This is a genomic window from Lewinella sp. (genome assembly GCF_050633125.1).
Taxonomy (GTDB): Bacteria; Bacteroidota; Bacteroidia; order Chitinophagales; family Saprospiraceae; genus Lewinella.
In genome coordinates, this window is sequence record NZ_JBOEFX010000138.1 from 15,802 (window position 1) to 33,805 (window position 18,004).

The 18,004-nt window shown below is 44.3% G+C and carries 11 protein-coding genes; 6 read left to right on the top strand and 5 right to left on the bottom strand.

The window, feature by feature from the left end; all coding sequences use genetic code 11:
- The first annotated feature begins 89 nt into the window (after nt 1-89).
- Nucleotides 90-1,343, top strand: a complete 1,254-nt coding sequence (metK, locus tag ACRBG0_RS25200) for a methionine adenosyltransferase (RefSeq protein ID WP_431489603.1) — start codon at nt 90-92, stop codon at nt 1,341-1,343.
- Nucleotides 1,344-1,461: 118 nt separating this feature from the next.
- On the opposite strand, the gene ACRBG0_RS25205 is transcribed toward metK, so the two are convergent.
- Both ACRBG0_RS25205 and ACRBG0_RS25210 read right to left on the bottom strand, forming a co-directional pair.
- Nucleotides 1,462-2,940 (bottom strand): T9SS type A sorting domain-containing protein, encoded by a 1,479-nt coding sequence (locus ACRBG0_RS25205; protein WP_431489604.1) that lies wholly within the window; start codon nt 2,938-2,940, stop codon nt 1,462-1,464.
- An 84-nt stretch (nt 2,941-3,024) separates the two neighbouring features.
- Nucleotides 3,025-4,551 (bottom strand): zinc-dependent metalloprotease, encoded by a 1,527-nt coding sequence (locus ACRBG0_RS25210; protein ID WP_431489605.1) that lies wholly within the window; start codon nt 4,549-4,551, stop codon nt 3,025-3,027.
- A gap of 195 nt (nt 4,552-4,746) precedes the next feature.
- Between ACRBG0_RS25210 and mdh the strand changes: the two genes are divergently transcribed.
- On the top strand, nt 4,747-5,676 hold the full coding sequence (mdh, locus tag ACRBG0_RS25215; protein ID WP_431489606.1) for a malate dehydrogenase: 930 nt from the start codon (nt 4,747-4,749) through the stop codon (nt 5,674-5,676).
- Between the two features lie 241 nt (nt 5,677-5,917).
- Here mdh and ACRBG0_RS25220 read toward each other — a convergent pair whose 3' ends face one another.
- Both ACRBG0_RS25220 and ACRBG0_RS25225 read right to left on the bottom strand, forming a co-directional pair.
- Nucleotides 5,918-6,448: a DUF6794 domain-containing protein gene (locus ACRBG0_RS25220; RefSeq protein WP_431489607.1), complete on the bottom strand. Its 531-nt coding sequence runs from the start codon at nt 6,446-6,448 to the stop codon at nt 5,918-5,920.
- A gap of 207 nt (nt 6,449-6,655) precedes the next feature.
- Nucleotides 6,656-7,726, bottom strand: a complete 1,071-nt coding sequence (locus tag ACRBG0_RS25225) for a 3-oxoacyl-ACP synthase III family protein (RefSeq protein WP_431489608.1) — start codon at nt 7,724-7,726, stop codon at nt 6,656-6,658.
- Nucleotides 7,727-7,954: 228 nt separating this feature from the next.
- Here ACRBG0_RS25225 and ACRBG0_RS25230 point away from each other — a divergent pair, with 228 nt between their 5' ends.
- Genes ACRBG0_RS25230 through ACRBG0_RS25240 form a run of 3 tightly spaced genes read left to right on the top strand, consistent with a single transcriptional unit; the run spans nt 7,955 to nt 12,340 of the window.
- Nucleotides 7,955-8,587, top strand: a complete 633-nt coding sequence (locus tag ACRBG0_RS25230) for a response regulator (protein WP_431489609.1) — start codon at nt 7,955-7,957, stop codon at nt 8,585-8,587.
- Nucleotides 8,574-11,714 (top strand): two-component regulator propeller domain-containing protein, encoded by a 3,141-nt coding sequence (locus ACRBG0_RS25235; RefSeq protein WP_431489610.1) that lies wholly within the window; start codon nt 8,574-8,576, stop codon nt 11,712-11,714. The genes ACRBG0_RS25230 and ACRBG0_RS25235 overlap by 14 nt, the downstream gene beginning before the upstream one ends.
- Nucleotides 11,715-11,716: 2 nt before the next feature.
- On the top strand, nt 11,717-12,340 hold the full coding sequence (locus ACRBG0_RS25240; RefSeq protein WP_431489611.1) for a fumarylacetoacetate hydrolase family protein: 624 nt from the start codon (nt 11,717-11,719) through the stop codon (nt 12,338-12,340).
- A gap of 9 nt (nt 12,341-12,349) precedes the next feature.
- Here the strand turns inward: ACRBG0_RS25240 and ACRBG0_RS25245 are convergent, their stop codons facing one another.
- Nucleotides 12,350-13,822, bottom strand: a complete 1,473-nt coding sequence (locus tag ACRBG0_RS25245) for a hypothetical protein (protein ID WP_431489612.1) — start codon at nt 13,820-13,822, stop codon at nt 12,350-12,352.
- A 194-nt stretch (nt 13,823-14,016) separates the two neighbouring features.
- Here ACRBG0_RS25245 and ACRBG0_RS25250 point away from each other — a divergent pair, with 194 nt between their 5' ends.
- The gene (locus ACRBG0_RS25250; protein ID WP_431489613.1) at nt 14,017-17,979 is read left to right on the top strand and encodes a cohesin domain-containing protein; all 3,963 of its coding nucleotides are present in this window, start codon (nt 14,017-14,019) and stop codon (nt 17,977-17,979) included.
- Nucleotides 17,980-18,004: the final 25 nt, after the last annotated feature.

An 18,004-nucleotide genomic window follows, 5' to 3' on the forward strand; every position in this document is an offset into this window, starting at 1 on the left:
TTATTGTCCGTAAATAATTTATATTTTTGCGGCGCCCGGAACAAGGATATCCTCTCCGGACCATTGTAAGCGAAAGAAAATATCAGAATATGCCTTACCTCTTTACTTCAGAATCTGTTTCCGAAGGACATCCCGATAAAGTTGCAGATCAGATTTCCGATGCTTTAGTCGATCACTTTATTGCTTTTGATCCACAATCTAAAGTGGCTTGTGAAACATTGGTAACCACCGGACAGGTTGTGCTTGCTGGTGAAGTTAAATCCAATGTTTACCTAGATGTGCAGCAGATTGCTCGCGACGTCATTCAACGCATCGGCTACACCAAGTCGGAGTATATGTTTGAGGCCAACAGTTGTGGTGTACTATCAGCTATTCACGAGCAGTCACCCGATATCAACCAGGGCGTAGAACGCCAAAACCCTGAAGACCAGGGGGCCGGTGACCAGGGTATGATGTTTGGTTACGCCACCAACGAAACAGAGAACTATATGCCATTGGCATTGGATCTTTCTCACAAGATTTTGCAGGAACTGGCGGCTATCCGTAAAGGAGGTTCAGAAATGACCTATTTACGCCCCGATAGTAAGTCGCAGGTGACCATAGAGTACAGCGATGACCACCAGCCTCAGCGTATCGACTCGATTGTGGTTTCTACCCAGCATGATCCTTTCGGTGAAGACGAAAAGATGTTGGCGAAAATCCGGGAGGATGTCATCAATATCGTTGTTCCTAGAGTTAAAGCGCAGTTGAAGCCTGCATTACAAGCCCTCTTTACGGATGAAATAACTTATCACGTTAATCCTACAGGAAAGTTTGTGATCGGTGGTCCTCATGGGGATACTGGTTTGACGGGACGTAAAATCATCGTTGACACTTACGGCGGTAAGGGGGCACATGGAGGTGGTGCATTCTCAGGAAAAGACCCTTCGAAGGTGGATCGCTCTGCGGCCTATGCTACTCGTCATATTGCCAAAAACATGGTAGCTGCTGGCGTTTGTGATGAAATCCTGGTACAGGTTTCTTATGCGATTGGCGTTGCTAAACCTACCAATATCTATGTCAATACCTATGGGACTGCTAAGGTAGGGATGAGTGACAGCGAGATTGCTAACAAGGTTAACGCAATTTTTGATATGCGTCCTTATGCTATCGAAAATCGCCTAAAACTGCGTACACCTATTTACAGTGAAACCGCCGCTTATGGTCACATGGGCCGTGATTCCGAAATCAAAACGGTTCGTATGGTCAGTGGTTCCGGCGAAGTGAAAAATATAGAAGTAGAGACCTTTACCTGGGAAAAACTAGATTATGTTGATCAGGTTAAAGCTGCTTTTGGCTTGTAGGCAGGAGCATCAAAATGCTATAAAGGTTGGATGATGGTGTTGTTAAACCATCCCCTAAATTCAGGGGGCAGAACGACAATGGTTGTTCTGCCCCCTGTTTTATAACTTGTTGGGGAATTTAGTGAACGATTAGCTTACGAACAGTCTGACGATCTTCTAATTGTAATTGGATAAAATACAGGCCTGCTGGTAAGTCAGTGATATCCAATACTTGTTTTTGCATTCCTGTATTGGTATGAAAGTTGCCACGTTGCTGTAGGGTTCCTCGGCTGTCGATAAGTTGCCAATTAGCTTGTCCGCTAGTGACTGTCTTTAGACTGATGGTAACTGGGCCAGCTGATACAGGGTTTGGAGCAATGACCAGTGATTCTCCAGGGAGCAACTCATTGGTAGCAGTGGTGATACCTGTGTCAAAACTGGAAGAAGACGTAAAATCACTACAGGTATTGTAAACATTGAATGGCTTGACTCGTATGTAGTGAGTACGATTGGGTTGTAAGCCACTTACTTGAATACTTGTCCCCATCACGACTTGCTCTTCGAAAATAATACTGAAAATATTAAAGGGGTTTACTTGTACGATGTAGTGTGTGGCACCGGGTACAGGGTCCCATGTTAAGGTAACAGGGTCACCTTCTGCCAATTCATCGGCGGCAGGTGTGATAAGATTAATATTCTCTTGATCAGCAATGATTATATCTTCAGCAACCGGAGGAATAGTTAATAGATTTGTACGTACTTCCTCTACATTAGCCCTCATCGCAGCGATTTGATCGTCGGAGAAGGTGCTTTTGCATGAAGGGTTGGAATATGACATGAAAAGTGTCCCGTCTGAAACAAAAGTTTCCCCGTTAGGGTCTGTCTGAACAGTACTTGAGACGCCATTGCCATTACAGTTCCAGCGATAGTTAAGGTAATCAGGAGGAGTATCACAAAAACCATCGCCGGATGTGGTGCAATTACTACCGTCTAATTTCTCTACTTCCCAGCCATCCCATTGTGTGGGGGCGGGCAAACTATAGTTGTGGTTTTCACCTTCCCAGCCATAAAAGGGGTGGGGAAGAGAAAGGAAATGACCTACTTCGTGTGCCCATGTATGGTCAAGAGGACCAGTGCAACTTTTAGACAAGGCGATACCGTCTACACCGGGGAAGAAGTAGCCACAATTGCCGGCAGGGTCGTTTACGATATAGCAATTAATAGCATTGGGGTAGTTGTTTTCAGCCATCATATCATAACCAGCGTCATATTCATGTTCGTAATAGGCTGAATTATTGATATAGTTAATGGGGTTGGCTAGAAAAAATTGGATGTCTGCCTGGATAAAATCTTCATTAAGGGTACAAAAGGCCTGAAAGACAGCTTTTGTTGACATATGCCCGTTTTCTAAATCGTTACCGACTAGATGAACCTGAAGGGGTAGATAGATTACATCATCGGTACGAGAGGAGCTGTTGATCCGGTTTTGAAAATCTCGTAACCAGGGACTTACACCGATATTGGAGCCACAGGGGGCTAGTTCTTGCGCATTACTGCCTAGTGGTAAGAGTAGGCTAATCAATAAAAAAGAATAGAATGCTTTGTAGATAAACTGCATATAATTGAGCGTTGATTTGGGCTGGAAACAGACTGCCCTCTTCCGTGGTTTTGAAAGAGGGCAGTTTTTGCAAGCTAGCTGACTTTAATTGGCAACCACTACTTTTTGGGTTAATCTTCCTTCATTAGTGGTAATCTGTAAGAGATAAATACCACTGGTAAGACGATCAATATTAAGGTTCAATTGCTGGTCACCAGTTGTGAAATCATATTGACGCTGAACACCAGTAGGCCGACCAGTAATATCTAATACTTCGATTTGGCCATTGAACGCTTCTTCGCTGCTGAGTCGGATTTGGAGTTCACTTTGTCCGAATACAGGGTTTGGAGAAACGGTGAATGCTTCGACAAAATCTAGTGTCTCTGTGCTGGTCTCACCGATACCTGTTCTGAAAGAGGTAAGGTCACTGGTTGGTGCACATCCAGACATGGCGTTGAAAGGACGTACGCGCCAGTAATAGTTACGATCTGCAGTCAATTCCGTAATTACTTTGCTATTGCCGTAAACGATTAAGCGAATAGGGCTAATAGAGAAAGTTGCCGTACGGTCGATTTCCAGAAAGTAGGCTGTTGCACCAGGCACTGCATCCCATTGAAAGTTGACGTAATTGAAGGCGTCGGTAGTTTCTCCTTCAACAGGATAGTTAAGCGTTGTTGTTTCCGTAATCACAGGTACCGTAGGTACAGGGTCAAGGCGTAGGTAATTCCTGGAGAAAGAATTCAAATCTTGCTGAACAGCTGCGTTCTGCTGGTCAGAGAAGAAGTACTCATCATCTGGGCAGCTCAGGAAATAACTCATGTAGTTACGCTCATCAGGATCAATGGCATTACCTTGAGGATCTAGTACATTGCCGGTGAAATCACATCCGCTCCAGCCGAGGCCGTTGTTGTAGTCGGCAGGAGTGTCGCAAATATAATCTCCGGAAGTCTCACAATTTGAGCCATTGGCCCGCTCAGTGGCAGGGGAGTTGCATGATGGGCTTGTAGGCGCAGGAACATTTTCGGTGTTATAGGCACCACATTCCCAACCGTTAAAGGTGTGCTCAAGAGAGAAGAAGTGGCCGATTTCATGAGACAATGTTGCATCATTGTCACGGATATACGTTTTTGTGATTACAATCCAGTCACGAGGAATATTGTAGTAAGCCAATGTTACCCCGTCGCCTGGGTTATTACCGGTATTGGCGCTTTCAACGATAAAAACATTCAGTGCGCGGGAATCCTTCTGAATGGCCATAACACTGTTCTGTGTGGCGCTATGGTTTTCGTAGAAGGTGGTGTTGTTGATGAAATTGATATTGCCACCTGCTAGGAAGAACTGAATGTCATAGGGAGCGAAATCTTCGTTTAGTTCGCATAGTTGATCCAAGACTTTGCTTACACTGATGCGTCCGCTGCCATCATTTTTAGCACCAACATGAAAGCGAATGGGTACAAAGGATACATCTCGTGGCGTAGGAACACCGTCCTTAACAGCCCTCAAGTTGTTGAGTAGGCGACTCGTCTGAAGGTCAAAACCCTCGCTGTTTGGGTGGGTGCCACACAACTGCTGAGCAGCGAGGCTGGAGCTACCTAGAAAGAGGAAGCTTACAAAAATAATAAGTAGACGCATATGGTAAATATTTTTTTATCTAAATAGAGTGCAAAAATAGGAAAATATCCAGCAGACTCTCTTCAAGGTAACGCCAAATGTTTGGTCTTTGACTGAACAAAGCGCAAAAAAATCGCTATGTTTGCCGCGCAAACAACAAACAATCGGCTCTTTTTAGAAAAAAATAGTAAAGCCGAAAAAACCAATAAGTGAAACATGAGTAAAGTAACCGTAGTTGGTGCCGGTAATGTTGGAGCTACCTGCGCAAACGTTCTAGCCCACAAGGATCTTGTAAAAGAAGTAGTTCTCCTGGATATTGTTGGCGATACCGCAAGAGGAAAAGCCCTTGATACCTGGCAGCAAGCTCCTATTGATTATTACAGTACCCGCCTAATGGGTACAGATGATTATGCTGATACTGCTAATTCTGATATCGTAGTTATTACTGCGGGTATCCCTCGTAAGCCGGGGATGAGCCGTGACGATCTTATTGCTACCAATGCTAAGATTGTACAGAGTGTGACCAAGTCGATCATGGAATACTCTCCTAATCCTATTATCATCATCGTTTCTAATCCATTGGATGTGATGACCTACGCAGCTCATACTGCTTCTGGTTTGGATCGCAGTCGGGTTTTTGGAATGGCTGGTATTTTGGATACTGCACGTTACCGTGCGTTTCTCTCTACGGCACTAGACGTTTCGCCTAAAGATATTCAGGCACTTTTATTGGGTGGCCACGGTGATACCATGGTGCCATTACCTCGTTATACTACTGTTGCAGGTATTCCTGTAACGGAGTTGATCGATGCGGAAAGCCTCGATGCTATTGTTGAGCGGACCAAGAAAGGTGGCGGCGAACTCGTTAAGTTAATGGGTACTTCCGCTTGGTATGCACCAGGCGCAGCAGCAGCTCAAATGGTAGAAGCTATTGTACGTGACGAAAAGCGTATTTTCCCTTGTTGTACTTTGCTCAATGGCGAGTACGATCAAAAAGAGGTTTACCTAGGCGTACCTGTGAAATTGGGTGCCAACGGTATCGAGCAACTCCTGGAAATTGATCTTAACGAAGACGAGCAGGAATTGATGAATACTTCTTCAAAGCACGTAAAAGCCGTAATGGACGTTTACGACGGAATGAAGTAATTGTATAATTGAAAAGATGAGTCATTCCGAATTTTGGCCTCAGCCAAAATCCAGCCTGACTTTAATTTAGAAAGGGTCATTAAACATCTGAAAAGAATGTTTTATCTGACTTTTTGTACGAAACCCCGTGATTTCGATTAGTGAAATCATGGGGTTTCGTTTTTAACNNGTTGGTCAGCACGGATTTTGATGATAATCAAAATTCGGGATGACTCATGTTAGAGGCATGACCTTGCTGTTTTTATTGTCCCCCAGGGATGGAGTCAAGTGTTCTGCTTTCCTCGTAGATGACTTCGCCTCTATCCAGTACTTGTTGCTGTTCTTGCTCCCGACGCAGGTTTAGGAGTCCTTCTACAACGGGGCGAGGATCAAGGGGCTTTTTATTGAGGTGCCGGTGGTACATCACTAATAGAAAGCGTGTCATATCGTCGGGGTGGTAAAGGTTGAGTTGATTGAGGTAGGCGGTCAATCTTGAACCTCCGTAAAAGCCCCAGTTATGAGACATCCATCGGCCTAGCCCGAAAAAAGGCTTGGTAGCTGCGCCTTGTTCACTGAGTCGTTGGAAATTTTCTCTTCCCGATGCTTCTGATAATTGGTTGAGCTGATTGAAAACCTCCCCTAAATCACTGGGGATGTAAACGCCGAAAAGTCGTTCCTGGCGCACTCTCCATTCATAGGAAGATTCGTATTGCTCCTCCGTCGCGGCAGGGTCTCCCTGAGCAAAAGAGGGAATAGATAGCAATAGGAATAAGCTCAAAGTAAGGATGCGCATGAACAAGGTAATTTTGGTTCATGCTAAAAACGAAATTTCTGGAGGACTTGGTATTTGAAGCCGGATTTAGGTAGGTGTTGTTTTTGTGTAACTGCATGAATGTATTTATACGAATCAGGGTAGCGCCGACACACTTTCAGCACTACCCGATGCCTTTGGATACTCCTAGGTAATTCCCACTTCCCACTTCCGAACTCTGATTTTAATCTACCACCTAATCAATGCTGACCCCCAGGTGAAACCACTACCGAAAGCAGCCAGACAAACGAGATCTCCTCTTTTTACGTCACCTGCCTGTACGGCTTCTGCCAATGCGATAGGAATAGACGCTGCAGTGGTGTTGCCGTATTTGTGGATGTTATTCCAAACCTGATTGTCTTGCAATTTGAGCGTTCTTTGTACAAATTGAGCAATACGAAGATTGGCCTGGTGAGGCACCAGCATATCAATATCATCGGTTTTCAGGCCTACAGCCGTAAGTGCCTCGTGGATAACTTCTGGGAACTTTCGTACCGCTAACTTGAAGACAAATTGGCCTTCCATGTTGGGGTAATATTGGCCCGTTTCAAGCATACGAGGAGTAATGAACATCTCCCCGTATTGATTTGTGTCAGGGTAGCCGTAGTCGTACTCTTCTCCAGCTTGTTCATGGTGATAGCCACCGTGAGCTCCGGGGTTGATGAAGGCGAGCTTCTCTGCGTAAGTGCCATCGCTATGGAGCTTGGTGGTGAGGATACCTTGGTCTTTATTCTCTGTAGGTTGCAGCAGCACGGCGCCAGCACCATCACCGAAAATAACGGTCACATTTCGTCCGCGAGTACTGAAATCCAATCCCATAGAATGCATTTCAGCACCTACCAGAAGGATGTTTTTGTACATGCCGGTTTTGATGAACTGGTCAGCAATAGAAAGCCCGTAAATAAATCCGGAACACTGATTGCGTATGTCTAGCGCACCTATTTCGGTGTTGGTGATGCCTAGTTCGCGTTGTAGCAAAACCCCACATCCAGGGAAATAATAGTCAGGACTGAGGGTCGCAAAAATAATGAAGTCTACTTCCTCTTTATCTACACCTGCGTCGGCCAGGGCTTGTACGGCGGCTTTAGCCCCCAAGGTAGTGGTTGTTTCTTTGTGTTTGGTAGCATAACGCCGTTCTTCGATACCGGTACGCTCTCTAATCCATTCATCATTGGTGTCCATGACTTTTGCCAGGTCGTCGTTGGTAATAATATTGTCAGGAACGTGGTAGCCGATACCGGCAATTTTTGCATTTAGCATAATACTTACTAATTTGGTGACGCTAACAGTGAGTTAGCCGGGTCAGGACATACAAACATAGTTGCCAGCGCTCTCATTACCAAAAAACGGTTAAAGTTTTCCGTAATTTGGGGCACAATATCGATTCAGGATAAGAAACGTTTAAATTCAATTCCTTTTCTTATATAGAGGCGAGCTTAGAATGACTGCGATCTTATCTTGATTGATCACCATTGAAACCCTTGAACAATGATTCATTTAGGCATTATCGAAGACGAAGGATTAATGCTGCAAAGCATTCGCGAAACATTTTCGGGTAATCCGGATATTGATATTACCCTCGAAGCACAAACGCTTGAAGACGCGTTGGAGGATTTGACGCCCAATGTCAAGTTGACGACCTTGTTGCTGGATATCAATTTGCCAGGAATGAGCGGCCTACGAGGGATTCGTTACCTCAAAGAGCGCCGCCCGAATTTGGATATTATCATGCTGACGAATAAAGACAGCTCGGATGATATCTTCAAAGCTCTCTGTGCTGGCGCAGTAGCTTATATCTCAAAAAAGAAAGCCAGCCCACCTATTTTACGGGAAGCTGTGACAATGGTCTCCAGAGGCGAATCTTACATGTCGCCAGGAATTGCTCGAAAGGTGATTCAGCATTTTGCGCCTCCTGATCGCGCTACTGCTAACCCTGTACTTACACCACGACAGCATCAGATTGTAGAATTATTGACGGACGGATTGAGCTACAAAATGATTGCTGACAAACTTATTATCTCGGTGGAAACCGTAAGAGATCATATCAAAAAAATATACCGAACCTTGCAAGTGAACAGTAAAGCAGAGGTAATACGGAAGAAACTCGATGGTGATATTTAGAAAATCAAGGATACGTTTTTTTGACACGCCGCTGGCCCTTTTGTGTCTTTTTCTGTGCTTGAGCAACAGCTGGGGGCTCTCTGCTCAGGGGTTGATTTTTGATGCTTATGCAATCCGTGAGGGGCTTTCGAATCGTTTGGTTAGTGATATTGAAGTCGATGAATTGGGCTTGATATGGCTCGCTACCGGAAATGGGCTTAACCGTTTTGATGGGTACGAGTTTGTTACCTTCTCTAATAGCCAGAAGATACCACAGATAAACCGCCTTTCACAGTCAAATATAAAGGACATCGCCCAGTCTCCGGATAATCGGTTACTCGTTTTTTTCGAAGACCTTTATTCGTCATTTGATATTTTCGACCCTAAGAGTTTCGAGGTAAAGAAAGTGGAAGTGACACTGCAAATTGAAGGGCAGGCCAGGAACTTTTTTGTTGACGGAGCAGGCAATGTTTTTGTCGTTTCTAAATCAGATAATTTTACAGCAGTATCTGTCTATGACTACGATTTACAGTCGTTCACAGAGGTTTGCCGATTGTCTGAACATTGGGATCGACAATATCCGCTTATAGATATTCTCGTGGATAGCCACGGGAAAGTTGTCTTGTATGACGAAGAACATGGTTTACGGACTTGGCGACCAGATACCAAGGAGGTAAAGTATAACGATCAAACAATAACTGGGCAATCACTAAATACAAAAGACTTAACGATTCTCTATGAGGATCAGAACCGAAAAATTTGGTTGGCTTTCAGAAATATACCAGGTTTGTTTAATCTCAAGGGAGAAGCGGATAGTCTGCAACTTTACAGTGGTATTTCCGTGGACCATGACTATGGTGATGTTTGGGAGGATAATAGTGGTAATTTGATCTTTTCGCAAGCAGACATTAATGGTAATTTCCCTTTTAGTACGCAACTTTTTTGCCTGAGTAAAGAGGGGGGAATTTTTGATTTTAGCCATTTACTTGAAGTAGGTAATTATATATTGAGTCTTCATAGTAAAGATTTCTTTCGCACCATTTTTATAGGCACTGATACAGGTTTGAAAGTGGTGCAGAATACCACCACACGATTGCAACGTTATATAAGTCAGCGTATTGGAGAAGACCAGCGGGGATACTCCATGCGTGGAATTTGTGCTGATGACGAAGGGAGTATTTATTTTTCCAGGGAGGTATTAGCCTGGTATAGGCTTGATTCTTCTACGGACCTGATTGATACGATACGTTTACATGATAAGTATGGTAATTTCCTCGATTACAATAACTGTCAGGGTATTTGGTACGATCCTGCAGGTTATTTATGGGGTGTTACAGGTGATGGAACTGATCGAAAAATTGGTTACCTGCATCAATATGATTTGGAGAATTGTAATAACCGGATTTTTGAATATCCTGATGCCTTTACTGCATACGCCCAAATAGACAACGACAACTTTATTCTTGGCGCGCGATCAAATGAAAACCGAGGAGCTTTGGTTTTCTTCAATAAGGAAGAGCAGGTGTTTAAACGCTTTGTCGATAACCAGGGAGAAAATCCTTTTTCGGCAACTCATATTAGGTACATATTGATTGATGCGGAGACGATTTGGGTGGGTACCGAGCAAGGCTTGTTTGTAGTAAATAGAAATGATCGCAGCTGGCAGCGGTTTATTCGTGGAAGTGATACCAATGCCCCTGATGCAGTATCTGTGAAATTGGCAGATAATATTATTTTCTCACTGTTTTTGGACAGGGATAATACGCTTTGGATAGGTACACTCAATGGCCTTTCTTCTTATGATCAAGCAACAGGCCATTGGGAATCATATACGACAAAAGATGGCTTGGCTTCTAATACGATAGCCTGTATTTTGCCAGGCGGCCCTGGGGCTTTATGGATAAGTACCTATAACGGATTGTCCTATTTTACACCAGATCGAGATGATTCCCGCAGCTTTTTTCAGATCGATGGCTTAAGCCACAATGAGTTCAATCGTTTTTCTGCTTTAAAGGCAGAAGATGGTCATTATTATTTTGGTGGAGTAAATGGTATAAACGCATTTAAGGAGGATGAGCTGCTAGTGAGTAGAGATATTCCACAGGTACTGCTGACCAGCTTTTCTCATTATAATAGTAAGCTGGACTCTACCATCATCGTATCGGCAAACCTTTTGGAGAATCCTTCGATTGTTATCGAACCTCACTTTTCCTATTTCAGCTTCGATTTTGCTTTGCCGATTTATACGCCTACAGCCAATAATCAGTTTCGTTACCGTATAGGCGATGATCCAGACCAGGAGTGGATTTATCTCAAAGGTGATCGAAGTTTGAGGTATAATGATATAAAGTCAGGCACTTATAAAATTTATGTACAAGGCGCTGACCCTAATGGGAACTGGGGCAATAAATCGCTGGTGCTCAATATGTCAGTGGAAGAAGTTTTCTATAAGAGAACTTGGTTTTTAATGGTGCTGGCATTGTTTCTTGCAGCTTTGGTCTATGGTGTTTTACGTTATCGCCTAGAGGAAAAATTACGCATGGAAAGGTTAAGAACACAGCTTGCCAGCGACCTTCATGATGAAGTTAGCGGCTTGTTGGCTGGTATTTCCTTACAGTCAGAATTGCTGAGGTCGCAAATCAGCGAGCCAACACTGGATTTGAAGTTGCAAAATATCCGACAAGCCAGCCAGCGTGCCATGTCAAAAATGAGCGATGTGATTTGGTCAATCGATTCCCGCCGAGATCGACTAAGGGAATTGATCAACAGAATGGAGGAACACGCAGACGAAGTGCTTTTACCCATTGAAATTCGTTATCACTTGGAGACGCACCAAATGGAGACCGACGGCCCAATTCCTGCTAATATTCGCCAAAATATTTACTTTATCTACAAAGAAGCTATCAATAATGTAGCGAAGCATGCCCAAGCTACGCATGTTGATATATGGATGGGGAACCGTGGTAATCATTTTGAATTGCTCATCAAGGATGATGGGGTAGGAGATGGAGAGAACACAACTAAAAAGGGCAAGAAAGGCCAAGGGTTAGCCAACCTCAGAATGCGAGCTCAGCGATTAGGAGCTGAATTGTCTATCTTGAGCGGAGATGGGTTTACTATCCATTTACGTATGAAAAAATTCCTGTAAAAATGAAGATAATCTGTATTGGTCGCAATTACGCCGCGCATGCTAAGGAATTAAATAATCCGATTCCTGCACAGCCTGTGGTATTTATGAAACCTGCTTCGGCGCTTTTGATCAACCGCAAGCCTTTTTATTTTCCTGAGTTCACAAAAGATTTGCACTACGAGGCAGAAATCGTCTTGAAGATAGGGAAGAATGGGCGCCACGTTCAACCTGAGTTTGCGCTTGATTATATCCAGGAAATTGGCTTGGGCATAGACTTTACCGCCCGAGACCTGCAATTGGAACTCAAAGCCAAAGGGCAACCCTGGGAATTAGCTAAGGGGTTTGATGGTTCTGCCGTCATTGGTGACTTTGTAAGCCTAGATACTTTGCCAGGGTTGTCTAATATTGAGTTTTACCTGGAGAAAAATGGTGAGCGCGTGCAGCATGGTTTCTCGAAAGATATGCTGTTTTCTTTCCAGGATATTATCTGCTTTGTATCACAGTATTTTAAACTACAAATGGGGGATTACATCTACACGGGTACGCCCGCTGGTGTAGGCCCAGTGGTCGTTGGTGACGAACTACGCGGCTTTTTGATGACCAAAGATGGTGCGAAGGAAACACTGGCTTGCAATATCAGATAGGAGACTAAGTTAAGGGTTACTTGAAGTTTTCTCAAGTAGTTTTTCTTGCTCTTGGCTTAACCAATCTTTGTAATTGGCAGTGTATGCTTTATTGCTGAGCCGATCTTGTAGTTTTTGAATGCGGTGTTGTTGTTTTTCCAAATTCCAGTATTTTGCTTCATAGCGCAAGTCAAATAACTGCTTGATGAGCTTGAGGAAATTGAGGTAAGCATTCTTTTTCAGGCTGCTCAATTGGCGATTGCGGCTTACAAATTGGCGCGTAGCGAAAAGCAGGGCTTGAAAGGAGGATGTTTCTTCCTTTTGGTAATATATTTTTAGCTGAATGGATTTCGCACCCAAGTGATAGAAAGCATCGGTAAATTCTACCTGATGGAGGCCCTGGAGCGCTATGTCGTAATTAGCTTGTTCATAACGCAGTGCCGCCAAGTTGTAATGATAGGCATTGTACTGATCTTGGGCGGGGAGGTAGGCACGATAGGTTTCCAGGAAATTCTCTGTCCATTCCCAAGCTTTTAGACGACTGCCAGAGGTAATGATATTGGTATAAGTCCATTGAGAAATTCGCTGATCCTGTAACAGCAATTGTTCTTCCAAGAGGCTACGATAAATGGCCAGTACCTTTTGATAATAATGGGTTTCTCCCAAATTGATGCGTTGGACACAGTAGTTGAGGAGGAAATTGTAGACTGTCCGTTTTTCTGCGGGAGGGAGCGCGTCTGGATATTTTTCCAACTGCTCTTCTAAAAAAGGGAAGGAGGCATCATCATTCTCAGATTGTAATAATCGAGCAAGTGCCATATAAATATTAATGGCCGACTGGTAGGGTAAGGACTGGTCGCTGGCCTCTACCTTATTGAAAATCTCCTTCAGGTAGGGAAGGTCATATTGCCCCTGGACGATATGCTGTCGACTAAGCATGTTGCAATAGTTGACCAATTGTTCAAGCGTATAGTACTGATCCAGTAATTGGCTCTTTCGTTGCAGCGTAGTGGTGTGTTTTCGCTTAGAGGCCAACAGCTCTATGGTGTCTTCAAAACTGGCAATTTGGTAGCGGATATTCAGGGCAGTAGCCCCCTGTTCGGGATGGCCTTCCCATTTACTTTTCCATTTTTTAAGGATGCGTTGTGCAACAAGCGGAAGACCAAGGTCGAGTAAGGCTTGTATTTGGAGTGGAAACGAAGTGTCTTCCTTTCTTTGGAGTTCATCGTGGGCTAAGAAGGCATAAGTCGCCTGTAGTAAATCCGACAGGTAATTATTCATAGTACTTGCCCGATAGACACTATCAGGGTGTAGCTGCTGCCAGGTTGCCTGTTTGTCTAGTAAGGTAGCACCACGTTGGTTGATGTGTGACTGGAGCACTTGACTGAGCTTTTGTAGATTTACATTCGTCAAATGATAAGATGATTGACAATAGTCAGTCCAAGATTTTATTTGTACAGGTGAGAATTGTTGAAGTACTTGAATAAGAAGCGTATTCTTCATCTATATTTATTTTAAATAAAACACTGGTATTTAGGTTTTTATGTATTTAGTGTGCTTTGTTTAATTCTATAATCAAAGATAAATGTAGTGTTTTTTAATGCTACTTGAGACTACATTTGTATCATCGGCTTGAGAATAGCTCGATTTCTTTGTTTTTTTATTTCAAATACAAGCAATCCCATAAAATATTAAAGATGTTAAGACCTCTATTGCTATTTGCCTACTCTCTTTGTTTTCTGGCACTAAGTGCCCAGGAAAACAACTGTAGTTTTGGACTAGTCCTCTCATCCGCGGAGGCTGAAACGGGGGATACCGTCACTATTGATGTAACGGTACGCCAATTCGAAGACATAATCGCGCTACAGTACCAACAAAACTGGAATCCACAGGAGTTGAGTTTTGTAGAAATTCTTTACAATCCTGCGCTTCCTTTTACGCCTGCGAATTTCAACTTAGCTCCAGCTCAGTTGAACCAGGGAAAACTCAATTTTTTATTTGTCGAACCAAGCCTTGATGGCTTAACGCTCCAGGACAATGACGTGCTCTACAGCCTGCGGATGCGGATAGATGCCACCTCTGCGGCGGCTTTAAGTATTAGCAGCCCGGATGATTTCCTTGTAGAGATTATCAAAGAAGAAAGTGTCTTGGTAGATAATTACTATTTCCTCCATGCGGTAGTTGACCCTACGGTAGCTTCGCCTGCTAATTTTCCTGGCCTCACCAGTGCGTGCTTGTACGGGCAAGCTTGTAACAACCCTGCCTTGGGGAGTATCAATATTGCACCTTCAGGAACGGCACCATTTTTAATCCAATGGACCAGCCCGGAAGGGTTTAATGCCAATACCGCCGAAATTACGGGCCTAAACAGTGGTGTTTACCAATTGGCCCTAACAGATGGCAGCGGAAATACCGTCAATGGCGACTTTTATGTGTCATCCAACTCAGAGCTTGACCTTACACTGGCTGTAGATGCGGACGAATGTGGAGGCATGCCCGACGGCGCAGTAACGAGCAGTCTTAGTGGTGGTTCTGGTACGTATAGTTACTTATGGAGTAATGGAAGTACAGCGGCCAACTTGTCTGACCTACTTGCTGGTACTTATAGCTTAACAGTGACAGACCTCACTTTGGGTTGTAGTGTAAGTGGTACTGCAACAGTGCAAGGATTGAGTAATATCCAAGGCTACTTTACCACTGTCACCCCTTCGTGTGAAAGTAGCAATGATGGTGCACTGACCATTAATATTGACATGGGCAGTGGCACAGGGCCATTTACTTACCTTTGGTCGAATGGTGCAACAACAGCAACGACAAGCAACCTACCCCCCGGTTTTTATACGGTTACCGTTACAGATGGGGCAGGCTGTTCTGCTATTTTTACCAACTTTCTATTGGCAACGCCCTTTACGGTAGATGCAACCGTGACAGGAAACAACTGCGGAGAATCAATCGGTAGTATTGAAGTATTGCTATCGGAAGATGACTATAGTTTTTTATGGTCAAACGGAGCTACCACCAATAGTATTAATGATCTTGATGATGGTATATATTCCGTAACCATCACGAACAACGCTTCTGGCTGTACGGCGACGGAAAGCTATACGATCAGTAGTGAGGAGATGATTCTTGCTTATAACATCGAGTGTAGTTTAGTGGATGGAGCTTATTTCGCGGATATCACTGCGGTAATTTGGAACAATGCTGATGGTCCTTATACCTTTGATTGGAGCACTGGTGAGACCCAGGTGAGTGACCAGTTTTCTGCGATTACCGTTCCAGATAATGGCAGCTACAGTGTCACCATTACGAGTGCTTCTGGTTGTACTTCAGTAATAGAGGGGATGGTTGTGGATTGTAGCGATGATAATCCCGCATTTTTCCTTACTCCGGCGACCAGTAACTTGTTTGTTGGGCAGAATATTTGCCTTTCTGTACGTGCTGATCAGTTTACGGCCATCAATGGCACTCAGTTTACGCTGAGTTGGGACGAAAATTTACTGACTTACACAGGTGTTGATAATCTCTTACTAAACGGGCTTACGACGAGTAATTTTGGCACTAGCCTGGTAGAGGATGGCCTGTTAACAGTTTCCTGGTTGTCTCCCGACTTAATCAATGGCGAGAGCCTTCCGGACAATAGTGTACTCTTTGAACTTTGCCTAGAGGTAAGTAGTACAGCGAGTGCTACCACGAACGTTGTCTTTACCAATTCACCTACACCACTGGAGGTAATCAACACCAGTAACGATGTTATTTCTGCTACGACAACGGGCGCACAGCTACAGCTCAATGATCCTACCACGATGGGTGACCTTACCTTCCAGATAGATGATGCCAATGTGAGTATCGGCGATCAATTTTGTGTTCCGCTGAAGGCGAATCATTTTACAAACTTAATTGGCCATCAACTTACTCTGACGTGGGATGAAGAGGCCCTGCAATTTACGGGGGTACAATCGCTAAATCTCCCCAATTTAACGGTGTCCAGCTTTGGAAGTTTGGCAGAAGCACAAGGAGAAGGCCGCTTGCGGATGCTCTGGAGCAATACAAATGTCACAGGAGTTAGCCTTGGCAATGAGGCTGTACTTGCAGAAGTGTGCTTTACAGCAATTGGCGGGGCAGGTACTTACCCTATTGATTTTTCTACGGTAGTGCTACCTGTGGAAGCCGTTGATGCCAATTATGAAAACCCGATTATACAGACAGAAGCTGGTACGATTACCATTGATGGAGAAGCACCTGAGCTAGCCAGTCTACGAATTGCCAGCGCTGGTGTAGAGCCGGGAGCTACTGTCTGTGTACCGGTAGAAGCGGTTGAATTTTCACAGATTGTTGGGATGCAGTTTAGCATTAATTGGGATGTTAATCGCCTGATTTTTGATGAGCTAGTGATCCTGGACAATTTGCCATGGTTGCAAGAAAGTAATTTCAATGTTCTTGCAGAAAATGGTACGCTGAGTTTATCCTGGATTGGCAATGTAGCCGAATCGGTAAGCTTGCCGGAAGGAACACCACTTTTTGAATTGTGCTTTACGGCCCAAGCTACAGAAGGCCCAGCTGGCGTGATTTTCTCTGGACAACCTACCGCTATCGAGTTTATTCGTGACAATATGCTGTTGCCTTTTGTTGCGGTCAATGGAGAAATTACCATTAGTGCTGACGGCTTGGTATGGCCTGGCGATACGAACGACGATGGCGTAGCCAATAACCTTGATTTACTGCCTATAGGTTTAGGTTTTGGTAGCGAAGGAGCAGTACGTAATAACCCGTCTTTACAGTGGTTGGCCCAATATGCAGAAGGCTGGGCAGCGCAAACACCTGCTTCTGAGGTCAATTACCGGCATGCTGATACCAATGGTGATGGTATAGTAAACGGACTTGATACTTTGGCATTGTCATTGAATTGGGGCTTGGAAGCGGAAAACTTTGCTCCGGGTACCCCGGAAGACTTCTTTACAGGCTCACCTTTCTTTGTACAAGCTGATACCGTACAAGCGGGTGCCACAGCAAGGTTACCCATCATTTTGGGTGTTCCCGACGAGGCGATAAATGATGCTTATGGTATAGCGTTTACCATTCGTTACCCAGCGGAAATGATAACCCCTGGTTCCCTGCAAATCAATGCTGATGGATGGATGGGTGTTGAAAATGACAACCTACTGCTGATGTACCACGATTACCCCGCCCAGGGTAGGGTAGAAGTGGCGATGGTTCGGACGGATGGCCAAGAGATGAGTGGAGAAGGCACCATTGGCGAGTTGATCATCATCATGGAAGACGTCATCCTCCGTGGCTTGGTCGACGTGATGGTTCCTATCGTTATAGAAGACGTGACTTTGATCAACTTTAGTGAACAACAGTTGCCTACGGCTCCGAAACAGACGGTCACATTGGTAGAAGGTGTTACAGATACCGATACACCGATTTGGGCAAATGACATAAGTGTACTGCCTAACCCAACAACCGGCCCCTTGAAAATTAAAAGCGGGAACGTAGCTGTTGAAAGTATCCGCCTGACCGATGTTAATGGCAAACGCTTGCTTTCGCAGAAAATAGATAACAACGAATTGGACTTGAGTAGCTACCCAGCTGGAGTATACTACCTCCAATTGCAAACCGCGGAAGGAAGCCTTTACGAAAAGGTCGTTAAGTTCTAATTCCAGATTACGTTTGGCGCTCTCT

Coding starts and splice junctions, on each gene's coding strand:
- metK (WP_431489603.1), top strand. CDS start 90: ATGCCTTACCTCTTTACTTCAGAATCTGTTTCCGAAGGACATCCCGAT.
- ACRBG0_RS25205 (WP_431489604.1), bottom strand. CDS start 2,940: ATGCAGTTTATCTACAAAGCATTCTATTCTTTTTTATTGATTAGCCTA.
- ACRBG0_RS25210 (WP_431489605.1), bottom strand. CDS start 4,551: ATGCGTCTACTTATTATTTTTGTAAGCTTCCTCTTTCTAGGTAGCTCC.
- mdh (WP_431489606.1), top strand. CDS start 4,747: ATGAGTAAAGTAACCGTAGTTGGTGCCGGTAATGTTGGAGCTACCTGC.
- ACRBG0_RS25220 (WP_431489607.1), bottom strand. CDS start 6,448: ATGCGCATCCTTACTTTGAGCTTATTCCTATTGCTATCTATTCCCTCT.
- ACRBG0_RS25225 (WP_431489608.1), bottom strand. CDS start 7,726: ATGCTAAATGCAAAAATTGCCGGTATCGGCTACCACGTTCCTGACAAT.
- ACRBG0_RS25230 (WP_431489609.1), top strand. CDS start 7,955: ATGATTCATTTAGGCATTATCGAAGACGAAGGATTAATGCTGCAAAGC.
- ACRBG0_RS25235 (WP_431489610.1), top strand. CDS start 8,574: ATGGTGATATTTAGAAAATCAAGGATACGTTTTTTTGACACGCCGCTG.
- ACRBG0_RS25240 (WP_431489611.1), top strand. CDS start 11,717: ATGAAGATAATCTGTATTGGTCGCAATTACGCCGCGCATGCTAAGGAA.
- ACRBG0_RS25245 (WP_431489612.1), bottom strand. CDS start 13,822: ATGAAGAATACGCTTCTTATTCAAGTACTTCAACAATTCTCACCTGTA.
- ACRBG0_RS25250 (WP_431489613.1), top strand. CDS start 14,017: ATGTTAAGACCTCTATTGCTATTTGCCTACTCTCTTTGTTTTCTGGCA.